Source organism: Vogesella oryzagri (assembly GCF_040148885.1).
GTDB lineage: Bacteria > Pseudomonadota > Gammaproteobacteria > Burkholderiales > Chromobacteriaceae > Vogesella > Vogesella oryzagri.
Map to the genome: position 1 here is coordinate 39,619 of NZ_JBEFLD010000008.1, position 11,566 is coordinate 51,184.

The following is an 11,566-nucleotide window of genomic DNA, read 5'->3' on the forward strand; positions in this document are numbered from 1 at the left end:
GGCCGCAGCCCCCCCTCTGCCCCCTTGCCGCCCCGCAAAAAAAATTTCGCCACTTGCTGTAATCTCCCGCCCGGCACGGCGACTAAAGCCCCGAACGCGATACATTGCGCGTTTGCCAACCCCACCCTTACAGGAGTTTCATCATGTCCGTTACCAGCCAAACCCTGATCGCCTCCGCCCTCACCGCCATGGTGGCCATGAGCGTGGCCGCCCCCGCCGTTGCCGCCGACGCCAAGGAAAAATGCTATGGCGTGGCCATGGCCGGCAAGAACGACTGCGCCGCCGCCGGCCACAGCTGTGCCGGCCAGGCCAAAGTCGACAAAGACCCGATGGACTGGAAATACGTGGCCATGGGCAGCTGCACCCAGATGGGCGGCATGCTGGAGCCGATGAAGAAATAATCACCCCTGTCCCGCCCCCGCGGCGGCACCGCTTCCGGTCATTCTGGCTGCCTGGCCAGAGGCGGTGCCGCCATCCCCGGGGGAGACCGATCGGTAACCGCGCCGACCTCGGCAACACTCGCGACCCAGCACCCGTGCCCATCATGAACACCACCCTGCCCGTTTGCGCCGGCATCGGCCTGCGCCATCCCCACTACCGCCAGGTACTGGAGCAGTTGCCGCCGCTTGGCTGGCTGGAGCTGCACAGCGAGAACTTCTTTGCCGGCGGCCAGCCGCTGGCGATGCTGCAAACCCTGGCTGCACACTACCCGCTGTCCTTGCACGGTGTCGGCCTGGGGCTGGGCTCGGCGGCGCGGCCGGACCGCGACCACCTGGCCGCGCTGCGCCGGCTGCTGCAGGCGGTGCCGGCGGCGGCGGTATCCGAGCACCTGGCCTACAACCACGCTGCCGGCGGCCACTACGCCAATGACCTGCTGCCGCTGCCCTACACCCGCGACCTGCTGGACTGCGTTGCGGCCAACGTTGCCGAGGCACAGGACGCCATCGGCCGCCCACTGCTGCTGGAAAACCTGTCCGCCTACCTGCAGTTTCCGGACAACGACATGAGCGAGGCCGAGTTTCTGGCCGAGCTGGTCGCCCGCACCGGCTGCGGCATCCTGCTAGACGTGAACAATCTGTACGTCAACCAGCAGAACCTGGGTACCGACGTGGCCGCCTACCTGGCGGCGCTGCCGGCCGAGGCCATCGGCGAAATCCACCTTGCCGGCTACAGCACGCGCCAGTTCGACGACGGCAGCCACCTACTGGTGGACACCCACAGCCAGCCGGTGCACCCGCCAGTATGGACACTGTACCAGCAGGTGCTGGCGCGCTTTGGCCCACGGCCGACGCTGATCGAATGGGACATCGACCTGCCGCCGCTGGATACGCTGCAGGCAGAAGCCGCCCGCGCCCAGCGCCTGCTACAGGATTGCCAGCCATGACCACCGCCACCCACTGGCAGGCCGACCTGCTAGCCGCCATCACCGACCCGCAGTGGCAGCCGGCACCTGGGTTTCCCGCCGCCGCGCTGGCGGTGTATCGCAACAATTACCGCGTCGGGCTGATGGAGATGCTGGCGCTGGCCTACCCGCTCTGCCGCCAGCTGCTGGGCAGCGAATTCTTCGACGGCCTGACACGCGAATACGTGCGCGCCACGCCGTCGCGCAGCGGCAATCTGCACCACTACGGCGCCACGCTGGCCGACTTCATCGCCGGCTTTGCGCCCTGTGCCGAGCTGCCGTATTTGCCGGACGTGGCGCGCCTGGAATGGGCGCTGCACTGCGGCTACTACGCCCCGGACGCGCCACGCTACGATGCGGCCAACCTTGCCGCCGTGCCGCCCGCCAGCTGGGGACAACTGCGCTTCGGCTTTCAACCGGCAGCAACGGTGCTGCTGTCGCGCTGGCCACTGGCCGCCATCCACGCCTGGCACCAGCCGGACGGCGAGCACACCGTGGTGGACATGCAGCAGGCGCAACCGCTGCTGCTGTACCGCGACCACGTTGGCCGCATGCAGCTGACGGCGCTGGACAGCGCCGCGGCGGCGTTCTGCCACGCGCTGTACTGCGGCAACACGCTGGACGAAGCCACCACCGCCGCGCTGGCGCAGGATGCCGGCTTCGACCTGCAGGCGGCGCTGCTGCTGTTGCTGCACAGCGGCGCACTCTCTACCGTGAAGGAGCCATCATGATCGCCACCTTGCTACGTTGCGGCCAACGGGTCGGCCCGCTGCTGGAGCGCGGGCTGCAGCCGGTAGTGCTGCTGGCCATGCGCCTGTATCTGGCCAAGGTGTTCTTCGCCTCCGGCCTCACCAAGCTGGCGGACTGGGACACCACCTTGCTGCTGTTCACCGAGGAGTACCACGTGCCGCTGCTGCCGCCGGCGCTGGCGGCGGTGCTGGGTGCCAGCGGCGAGCTGCTGTTGCCGCCACTGCTGCTGGTCGGGCTGTGCGGGCGCTTTGCCGCGCTGGGGCTGACGGTGCTCAACCTCATGGCGGTGATCAGCTACTGGCATGCGCTGCAAGGTACGGCGCTGGAATTCCACCTGGTGTGGGGACTGATGCTGGCGCTGCTGCTGGCTGCCGGCCCCGGCCGGCTGGCACTGGATCAGGCAGTCAAACAACGGTTTGGATGACGCACGCCGGGCGCCCGCAACGCGTGGCATAATCGACGGCAATCTTTATCCAACTGTATTGATTGTCCATGAGCGCCAGCCACACTCTCGTCCTGCAAGCCCCCCATCTTGATGTCACCCGCGTCACCGAACTGTCCATTCTGGCCGGTGCGGCCAACGTGCCGACCATTGCCAACGGCGTTGCCCGCGTCGTCGGCTGCAACCCGGCGCGGCGCGAGGTGGTGCTGGAGCGCGCCGAGGCGCTGGGCGTGGATGCCAACTTTGTCGATGGCGAGCGCCGCTTCGCCGATTTCGGCCTGCTGGTATCCGACATGGATTCCACACTGATCACCATCGAGTGCATCGATGAAATCGCCGACATGCAGGGACTGAAGCCGCAGGTGGCGGCCATCACCGAGCGCTCGATGCGCGGCGAACTGGATTTCAGTCAGTCGCTGCGCGAGCGCGTGGCACTGCTGGCCGGGCTGCCGGAAGCCGCACTGGCGCAAGTGTATGAGCAGCGGCTGCAGCTGATGCCGGGCGCCCAGGCACTACTGGCGGCCTGCCGTGAGCACGACGTGAAGTTCATGCTGGTGTCCGGCGGCTTTACCTACTTTACCGAGCGCCTGAAAGCCGAGCTGAATCTCGACTATACCTATGCCAACCAGCTGGAAATCGTCGATGGCAAACTCACCGGCCGCGTGCTGGGCGACATCGTGGATGGCGAAGCTAAGCGCCAGTTGCTGATCGCCAAGCGCGAGGCGCTGGGCCTGCGCCCGGATCAGGTGATTGCGGTGGGCGATGGCGCCAACGACCTGAACATGCTGGCCGAAGCCGGTGTCGGCGTGGCCGCCCACGCCAAGCCGGTGGTGCGCGCCCAGGCCGCCTACCGCTTCAACGTCAGCGGCCTGGACGCCATTCGCAATCTGTTCCTGTAAGCGGCCAACCCGTGACCCTGCCCCAGCTCGATACCGCCAGCTTCGATGCCCAGCTGCCGCTGGCCATCCGCCAGGCCGATGCGCAAGAGAGCGCCCGCGCGCTACTGGAAACCCGGCTGGCACTGGCCATCCTGGCGGCGCCGGGCGATGCCGGCGACGGCTCCGCGCAGCTGCAGCGGCTGGAAGCCAAGCTCGACCTGTCGCTGGAGCTGGCGCTGCGCGCCCGCGCACAGCAGGCCGGGCAGCTGTGCAGCTGCCGCATCGGGCTGGACAGCATTGCCTGGCAGCAGGACAGCCCGCTGCCGCTGGGCAGCCAGTGGCTGCTCAGCCTGCAGACCGGGCTGGATTCCGCGCTGACGCTGCACCTGCCGATCACCATCCGCCTGTGCGAACAGCATGCCGACGGCTGGCTGCTGCGTGCCGACTGGGCCGGCGCGCTGGCCGAGGCGGTGCAGCAGAACTGGGAGCGCTGGGTGTTCCGCGGCCACCGGCAACAGGTGGGTAAACGTCGATGAACCACTCCCCGACCGCACCGCTGGACCGCCGCGAATCCCGCCTGCGCTGGATGGACAGCCTGCTGACCGCCCTGTTTCTGCTGCTGCTGTGGTGGCTGGTGGCGGAAATCCTGTACGAACGCGCCGGCAGCCTGAGCCAGCGCGTGGAGCTGCGCCAGCAGGGCTGGCTGCAGCAGGCCAGCCGCGCGGTGGATGCACGGCTGGAGACGCTGCAGCGCGAAATGCAGCTGTTCGGCCAGGTGGATGCCGGCCTGGCACAGCAGGCAACCAGCCTGCATCCATTGGAAAACGGCCAGCTGTGGCTACTGGACCACGAACAGCTGAGCCAGCCGCTGGGCCCGCAGCAAGCACTGCCGGCCAGCGCCCGCGACAATCTGCAGCAGCTGCTGGCCCAGCACCCGGCCAACGGCAAGATGCTGCTGCTGCCGGCCAGCTCGGCGGCCAACCCGGATCGGCTGCAGGTGAGCATGGCGGTGTGCGACGACAACAGCAGCGACTGCAACCGCGCCATTACCGGCTTCATCACCCTGACCTCACTGCTGGACCCGGAGCTGCTGCTGCCGCGCCCGTACTTTGCGCTGCTGGATGCGCAAGGCAACCAGCTGGCCTCGCGCCACGGCAATGACAACAACGGCAACCTGCTGCATACCCACAGCACCAGCAGCACGCTGAGCACCGTGCCGCTGCAGCTGTCGGTGCAGTTCAACCCGCGCGAAGAGCTGCGCCCGTTCATGCTGTTCGCCCTGTTCCTGGTCGGCGGCGGCGCGCTGCTCAGCCTGCTGCTGATGCTGCTGATCGTGCGCGTCAACCGCAAGCTCGGCTACGCCGTGCGCCACAGCCGGGAAGTGACCCAGGCCACCCACCTGCTGACGCTGACCAACAACAGCCTGCGCGACCGCCTGCAGACGCTGGTGGACGAACAGCGCGACCAGCAGACACTGATCGACACCGTACAGGTAGGCGTGCTGATGCTGGATGCCGAGCAGCAGACCCTGCTCACCGCCAATGAAGCCGCGCTGCGCATGCTGGGCTTCAACCGCCAGGCGCTGTTCCGCCAGCTGCCGGAACAGCTGTTTGCCGACGCCGCGCTGTATGCGCAGCTGCAGGCGCAGCTGAAAGAACAGCAACTGGTGAGCGAACGCGAGGTGGAGCTGGTCACCCGCAGCGGCGAGCGGCTGTGGGCGGTGCTGTCGATGCGGCCGCTGCTGTTCCGCGAGCGGCGCGCCATCGTGCTGAGCTTCGTCGACATCACCGAACGGCTGCTGCACGCGCAGCGGCTGGAGCAGGAAAAACAGACCACCGAGCGCACGCTGGCGCAGCTGCAATCCACCCAGCACGAGCTGTACCAGCGCGCCACCCGCGACGACCTGACCGGCATCGCCAACCGCCGCCACTTCCTCAGCAATGCCGGCAAGGCGCTGGAGCAGGCGCGGCGCGAACAGCAGTCGTTCGCGGTGGCGGTGCTGGACGTGGACCGCTTCAAGTCCATCAACGACCACTACGGCCATGCGGTGGGGGACAGCGTGCTGCGCCAGAGCGCCACCACCATCGCGGCCCTGCTGCCGGACGTGGCGCTGTTCGGCCGCCTGGGCGGCGAGGAATTCGCCATCGCCCTGCCCGGCTTTACCCTGCTGGAAGCACACGCGCTGCTGGACCAGCTGCGCGACAAGTTGGCCGCACAGCCGCAGCAGGTCGACGAACACCTGCTGCTGGTGACCTTCTCCGCCGGCGTGGCCGAGCGCCAGCTGTGCGGCGACCTGCTGTCCAACCTGCTGAAAGAAGCCGACCACGCCATGTACCGCGCCAAGCGCAGCGGCCGCAACCGGGTGGAAAGCGCACGCGGCAGCAACTAGCCGCCTGTTTGCCCCGCAAAAAGCACAAGGCCCGGCGCTGCCGGGCCTTGTCGTTGCTGCAACGCCGCAGTTACGGCGCCAGCGCGCTCAGCAGCTTGCCGTGGATGCCGCCGAAACCGCCGTTGCTCATCACCAGCAGCTGGTCGCCGTCGCGCGCCTCGGCCACGATGGCGGCCACCAGCGCGTCGATGTCGTCAAAGCAGCGCGCCTTGGCGCCCAGCGGCGCCAGCGCCTCGGCCACGCTCCAGCCGAGGTCGGCCGCACCGTAGCAGAACACCTCGTCGGCGTCGGCCAGCGAGCCCGGCAGCGCCGCCTTCATGGTTCCCAGCTTCATGGTGTTGGAGCGCGGCTCCAGCACCGCCAGGATGCGTTGGCCGCGGCCAACCTTGTGGCGCAGGCCGGCGATGGTGGTGGTGATGGCGGTGGGGTGGTGGGCAAAGTCGTCGTACACGGTGACGCCGCGCACGGTGCCCTTCACTTCCATGCGCCGCTTCACGCTCTTGAAGCGCGACAGCGCGTCGATGGCCACCGCCGGCGTCACGCCGACATGGCGCGCGGCAGCAATGGCCGCCACCGCGTTCAGGCGGTTATGCTCGCCCGGCACCTCCCACTGCACGCGGCCCAGCGTCTCGCCATGCAGCAGCACGTCGAAGCTGCCATCGGCTGCCGCCGCACCGGCCTGCCAGCCGGTATCGCTGCCGAACTGCTCCACCGGCGTCCAGCAGCCGCGCGCCAGCACGCGGTCCAGGCTGGCCTCGCGGCCATTGCTCACCACCAGGCCGTTGCCGGGCACGGTGCGCACCAGGTGGTGGAACTGGGTTTCGATGGCGGCCAGGTCGGCAAAGATGTCGGCGTGGTCGAACTCCAGGTTGTTCAGTACCGCGGTGCGCGGGTGGTAGTGCACGAACTTGCTGCGCTTGTCGAAGAAGGCGGTGTCGTACTCGTCGGCCTCGATCACGAAGAACGGGCTGGTACTGGCCGCATCCTGGCGCGGGGTGCCCGGCAGCCGTGCGGAGATGCCGAAGTTTTCCGGGATACCGCCGATCAGGAAGCCCGGCTCCAGGCCGGCATCCTGCAGAATCCACGCCAGCATCGAGGTGGTGGTGGTCTTGCCGTGGGTGCCGGCCACCGCCAGCACCCATTTGTCGTGCAGCACGTTCTCCGCCAGCCACTGCGGGCCGGAGATGTACGGCAGGCCGCGATTCATGATCTCTTCCATCAGCGGCTTGCCGCGCGTCACCACGTTGCCGATCACGAACACGTCGGCGCCGATGTCTGCCTGTTCGGCGCCAAAGCCCTGCATCAGCTCGATGCCCATGGCTTCCAGCTGGGTGCTCATCGGCGGGTAGACGTTGGCGTCGCAACCGGTGACCTTGTGGCCGGCGGCCTTGGCGATGGCGGCGATGCCGCCCATGAAGGTGCCGCAGATACCGAGAATGTGGATATGCATGATGGTAAGGCGCGAGAAATTCGGGAAAGCGGCAAGGATACCGCAAAGCAGCAAGGTTGGCCGCATGCGGCCAACCTTGCGCCTCAGAACAACAGCCAGCCCAGCAGCAGGAACAGCGGCAGCAGTATCGCCGCCGACCACAGCAGGTAGCCGAAGAAGCTGGGCATGGCGATGCCGCGCTGTTCGGCAATCGCCTTCACCATGAAGTTGGGGGCATTGCCGATGTAGCTGAGTGCGCCCATGAACACCGCGCCCATGGAGATGGCCAGCAGCGTCTGCGCCTGCGGCCCCATCAGCTGCGCCGCGTCGCCGGATGCCAGGTTGAAGAACACCAGATAGGTGGGCGCATTATCCAGAAACGCCGACAGCAGCCCGGTCATCCAGAAATACATGCCGTTGACCGGCGCGCCGTCGCTGCCGGAGACCAGCCGCACCAGCGGCGCCAGTTGCCCGGCCATCCCCACCTGCAGGATGGCGATCACCGGCGCGATGGTGACAAAGATGCCGGCAAACAGCTTGCCCACCTCCAGCATCGGCGCCCAGTTGAACTCGTTGCCGGCGCGCACCTGGCGCGGGGTGATTTTCAGCGACACGGCGGCAATCGCCAGCAGCAGCGCATCGCGCAGCAGGTTCTGCAGCGCCAGCGGCGTGCCCAGGATGTCGAAGCTGATACCCGGCTGCCAGAAGCCGGACAACAGCACCGCACCGATGATGGCCAGCAGCAACGGTACATTGCGCAGGCCGTACAGTTTCAGACCACTAGCCGCTGTCTTGTCGCGCGGGCGGATGCCTTCCTGACGGAACAGGTAGCTGTCCAGCGCGTAGAACAGCGCCAGCAACACCAGCACCAGCAGCAGCACTGGCAGCGCCATCGCCTTGAGCGTCCAGAAGAAATCCACGCCTTTCAAAAAGCCGAGGAACAGCGGCGGATCGCCCAGCGGCGTCAGCCCGCCGCCGATATTGGCCACCAGGAAGATGAAGAACACCACCACGTGCACATTGTGGCGGCGGTTATCGTTGGCCTTGATGATGGGGCGGATCAGCAGCATGGCGGCACCGGTGGTGCCCATGATGGACGCCAGCAGCGTGCCCAGCGCCAGCAGCCCGGTATTCAGCGCCGGCGAGCCGCGCAGATTGCCCCACACCAGGATGCCGCCGGACACGGTGTACAGCGCGAACAGCAGCACCACGAAGGGGACGAACTCGGCCAGCAGCGCATGCACCACCAGCGCAGCGGTGGTACCGGCGCCAAAGCTGAAGGCAAACGGAATCAGGAACAGTGCGCTCCACAGTGCGGTGATCTTGCCGAAATGATGGTGCCAGAAGCCCGGCGCAAACATCGGGAACAGCGCGATAGACAGCAGGATGCCGGCAAACGGCAGCCCCCAGCCCAGGCTCAGGCTGGCGCCATCCAGCGTGGCGGCCTGCGCCAGCGCCGGTGTGGCCAGCAGGGCAAGGCTGCTTAATAGTCGGTTCATGGATTCTCCTTGTAGTCATCGCAGCCGGCGCCGCCGGCCATGCCATGTTCATGATGGCACGGCACGCCGGCTGGCGGGCAAAGTTATCCGAGGCGCGCCGGTGCCAAAAATTCCCCTCCGCAGCGGCAAATATTTTTAGCCAAAAACAAAAACCCCGGCGTTGCCGGGGTGTGGGGGCATGCGGCCAACGTTGGCCGCAGCGCAGCAGCGCTTAGTGGCTGCCCTTTTGGATGAACTCGATCTTGTAGCCATCCGGATCCTCGACGAAGGCGATCACCGTGGTGCCGTGCTTCATCGGGCCGGCTTCGCGCACTACCTTGCCGCCCTTGGCGCGCACCGCGTCACAGGCGGCGTAGGCATCGGCCACTTCCACCGCCAGGTGGCCGAAGGCGTTGCCCAGCTCGTAGCTGTCGGTGTCCCAGTTGTGGGTCAGCTCGATCACGCTGTTGCTGGCCTCGTCGCCGTAGCCGACAAAGGCCAGGGTGAAGCGACCGTCCGGGTAGTCGTGCTTGCGCAGCAGTTGCATGCCCAGCACGTCGGTGTAAAACGCCAGCGAACGCTCGAGGTTGCCGACACGAATCATGGTGTGCAGAAGACGCATGGAATGCTCCGTAACAAGGTTGGCCGCAGGCTGCAGCACATCGATCAGGACAGGCAGATGCGGCCAATCGGCGCCAGCGCAAGCCGGCCAGGGAAAAACATCGTGTTCAGCCGTGGCGGAACAGGCTGTCGCCATGCTGCTTCAACCACTGTCGTGCGCCCTGCCAGCCCGGATACAGCCGCTCCACTTCGGCCCAGAACGCCTTGGAGTGGTTCATATGCAGCAGGTGCGCCAGCTCGTGCGCGATCACGTAATCGAGTATCGCCGGTGGCGCCTGCACCAGCCGCCAGTTCAGGCGGATAACGCCGCGGCCGGAGCAGCTACCCCAGCGGCTGCGGGCGCTGGACAAGGCCCAGCCGGACAGCGGCCGCGCCGCGCGCGGCAGCCACAGCTGCAGCCGCTCGGCAAAACGGCGCTTGGCTTCGCGCTGCAACCAGGACAGCAGCGCCGCCTGCCGCCGCGCCGGCAGCTCCAGTTGCGGGCCGGCCAGATGCAGCGCACCGCCCTCCACCCGTGCGCTGACGCGCTGGGCGGCATGGCAGTGCAGTTGCAGGTTTTCGCCACCGTACAGCACCAGGTCCGGGCTGGCGGCCTGCTGCTGCGAGGCTTCGCGGTGGCGCGCCAGGTGGCCGGCGATCCAGTCGCGCTTTTTCGCCAACACCTCCTGCAGATAGGCCAGCGACACCCCGGGTGGGGCGATCACCTCCACCTCGCCGCGCTGCACGCGGATGCCCACGCTCTGCCGCTGGCGCCGCGTCAGGCGTACCGCTACCGGGCCGTCAGGCAGCGTGAGAGTGAGCGCGCCGGGCCTTGCGTTCATCGGGATGGGCAAATGGGCCGATGCCGCCGATCTCGCGCTGACGCGCTTCGATCCACTCCTCGGCGGCACGGGTCATGGCTTCGGGGCCGGGGTAGTCCTGCGGCCGGATGGCCGGACCGATCACCACAGTGATCTCGCCCGGATGCTTGAGAAAGGCATTGCGCGGCCAGAATTCGCCAGCATTGTGCGCCACCGGCACCAGCGGCATGTCCAGCTGCCGCGCCATGCGCGCCGCGCCCAGCTTGTACTTGCCGCGCATGCCTGGCCGCACGCGGGTGCCTTCCGGAAACACGCTGATCCAGAAGCCGTGCTGCTTGCGGTTCAGCCCCTGTGCCAGCATGCGGTTGTTGGCGCGGCTGCGGTCGGAACGGTTGATGGTGATCGGGTTCATCAGCCCCAGGCCCCAGCCGAAGAACGGAATCCACAGCAGCTCTTGCTTGGCAACGAAGATCTGCGACGGAAAGATTTTCTGCAGCGCCAGCGTCTCCCAGCCGGACTGGTGCTTGGCGCAGATGATGGCAGGCTCGGCGATGATGTTTTCCGCGCCGATCACGCGGTAGCGCAGGCCGACGAGATGCCACAGCGCCCAGGTCAGCAGCCGGGCCCAGCTTTCGCCGAACACGTGGCGCTTGCGGCGCGGCAGCGGTGCCGCCAGCAGCAGCAGGATGAAAAAGATCGGCGTGGACACGGCGACCAGCAGCCAGTACAGCAGGTTACGGACGAGCAGCATGCGTATCAGTCTTCAAGATTGATCAGGTAGTCGGCGGCATCGAACAGATCGTCGAACACCAGGGTGCCTTCCGGCAGACCGCCCTTTTCCAGCGTGCGCAGGCCCTTGCCGCTGCGCACCAGGATGGGTTGGCCGCCGACGGCGGCCACTGCCTGCAGGTCGCGCAGGCTGTCGCCGATCAGCGGCAGGCCTTCGCCGCGCACATTGAAGCGCTCCATGATCTCTTCCACCATGCCCGGCTCCGGCTTGCGGCAGCGGCAGTTGTCATCCGCCATGTGCGGACAGAACACCACCGCGTCGATACGGCCGCCGGCCAGGTTCACCAGTCGGTGCATCTTCTCGTGCATGCTGTTGAGCGCATGCATGTCGAACAGGCCGCGGCCGATACCGGACTGGTTGGTGGCCACCACCACATGCCAGCCAGCCTGGGTGAGGTTGGCGATGGCATCGCAGCTGCGCGGCAGCGGCTGCCATTCCATGGTGTTCTTGACGAAATCGTCGCGATCTTCATTGATCACGCCGTCACGGTCGAGGATGACGAGTTTCATGGTTCCCTTTAACCAAATTTTGGCCACGACGCGCACGCAATACTGGCAACGTCGTGCGGCGGGCAATCAGCAAGCCCA

General features: G+C 67.0%; 13 protein-coding genes. 7 read left to right on the top strand and 6 right to left on the bottom strand.

Going from position 1 to position 11,566, the window contains the following annotated elements:
* Positions 1–143 precede the first annotated feature (143 nt).
* The 7 genes from ABNW52_RS15025 (at position 144) to ABNW52_RS15055 (ending at position 5,861) form a co-directional block, all read left to right on the top strand.
* Positions 144–401, top strand: coding sequence for a BufA1 family periplasmic bufferin-type metallophore (locus tag ABNW52_RS15025; protein WP_349589482.1), 258 nt, complete (start codon positions 144–146; stop codon positions 399–401).
* 143 nt (positions 402–544) lie between these two features.
* Positions 545–1,384, top strand: a complete 840-nt coding sequence (bufB, locus tag ABNW52_RS15030; protein WP_349589484.1) for an MNIO family bufferin maturase — start codon at positions 545–547, stop codon at positions 1,382–1,384.
* Entirely contained in the window at positions 1,381–2,133 is a 753-nt protein-coding gene (locus tag ABNW52_RS15035) for an HvfC/BufC N-terminal domain-containing protein (RefSeq protein ID WP_349589486.1), read from the top strand. Before bufB ends, ABNW52_RS15035 begins: the two co-directional genes overlap by 4 nt.
* Positions 2,130–2,576, top strand: a complete 447-nt coding sequence (locus tag ABNW52_RS15040; RefSeq protein ID WP_349589488.1) for a DoxX family protein — start codon at positions 2,130–2,132, stop codon at positions 2,574–2,576. The genes ABNW52_RS15035 and ABNW52_RS15040 overlap by 4 nt, the downstream gene beginning before the upstream one ends.
* Before the next feature lie 68 nt (positions 2,577–2,644).
* Positions 2,645–3,493, top strand: a complete 849-nt coding sequence (serB, locus tag ABNW52_RS15045; RefSeq protein ID WP_349589490.1) for a phosphoserine phosphatase SerB — start codon at positions 2,645–2,647, stop codon at positions 3,491–3,493.
* Between the two features lie 11 nt (positions 3,494–3,504).
* Positions 3,505–4,008, top strand: a complete 504-nt coding sequence (locus ABNW52_RS15050) for a PilZ domain-containing protein (protein WP_349589492.1) — start codon at positions 3,505–3,507, stop codon at positions 4,006–4,008.
* Complete coding sequence (locus ABNW52_RS15055) at positions 4,005–5,861, top strand: sensor domain-containing diguanylate cyclase (protein ID WP_349589494.1); 1,857 nt, start codon at positions 4,005–4,007, stop codon at positions 5,859–5,861. Before ABNW52_RS15050 ends, ABNW52_RS15055 begins: the two co-directional genes overlap by 4 nt.
* A 70-nt stretch (positions 5,862–5,931) precedes the next feature.
* On the opposite strand, the gene mpl is transcribed toward ABNW52_RS15055, so the two are convergent.
* The 6 genes from mpl to gmhB all read right to left on the bottom strand — a co-directional run bounded on the left by mpl (position 5,932) and on the right by gmhB (position 11,488).
* A complete protein-coding gene (mpl, locus tag ABNW52_RS15060) occupies positions 5,932–7,314 on the bottom strand; it encodes a UDP-N-acetylmuramate:L-alanyl-gamma-D-glutamyl-meso-diaminopimelate ligase (RefSeq protein WP_349589909.1) in 1,383 nt (460 codons plus the stop codon).
* An 80-nt stretch (positions 7,315–7,394) separates the two neighbouring features.
* The gene (locus ABNW52_RS15065) at positions 7,395–8,789 is read right to left on the bottom strand and encodes a sodium:proton antiporter (protein ID WP_349589496.1); all 1,395 of its coding nucleotides are present in this window, start codon (positions 8,787–8,789) and stop codon (positions 7,395–7,397) included.
* 211 nt (positions 8,790–9,000) lie between these two features.
* Positions 9,001–9,390 carry a lactoylglutathione lyase gene (gloA, locus tag ABNW52_RS15070; RefSeq protein ID WP_349589498.1) on the bottom strand — a complete coding sequence of 130 codons (390 nt, stop codon included), beginning with the start codon at positions 9,388–9,390 and terminating at the stop codon, positions 9,001–9,003.
* A gap of 106 nt (positions 9,391–9,496) precedes the next feature.
* Entirely contained in the window at positions 9,497–10,210 is a 714-nt protein-coding gene (locus ABNW52_RS15075; RefSeq protein ID WP_349589500.1) for a M48 family metallopeptidase, read from the bottom strand.
* The gene (locus tag ABNW52_RS15080) at positions 10,170–10,940 is read right to left on the bottom strand and encodes a lysophospholipid acyltransferase family protein (RefSeq protein WP_349589501.1); all 771 of its coding nucleotides are present in this window, start codon (positions 10,938–10,940) and stop codon (positions 10,170–10,172) included. The genes ABNW52_RS15075 and ABNW52_RS15080 overlap by 41 nt, the downstream gene beginning before the upstream one ends.
* 5 nt (positions 10,941–10,945) lie before the next feature.
* Positions 10,946–11,488 carry a D-glycero-beta-D-manno-heptose 1,7-bisphosphate 7-phosphatase gene (gmhB, locus tag ABNW52_RS15085; protein ID WP_349589503.1) on the bottom strand — a complete coding sequence of 181 codons (543 nt, stop codon included), beginning with the start codon at positions 11,486–11,488 and terminating at the stop codon, positions 10,946–10,948.
* Positions 11,489–11,566 lie beyond the last annotated feature (78 nt).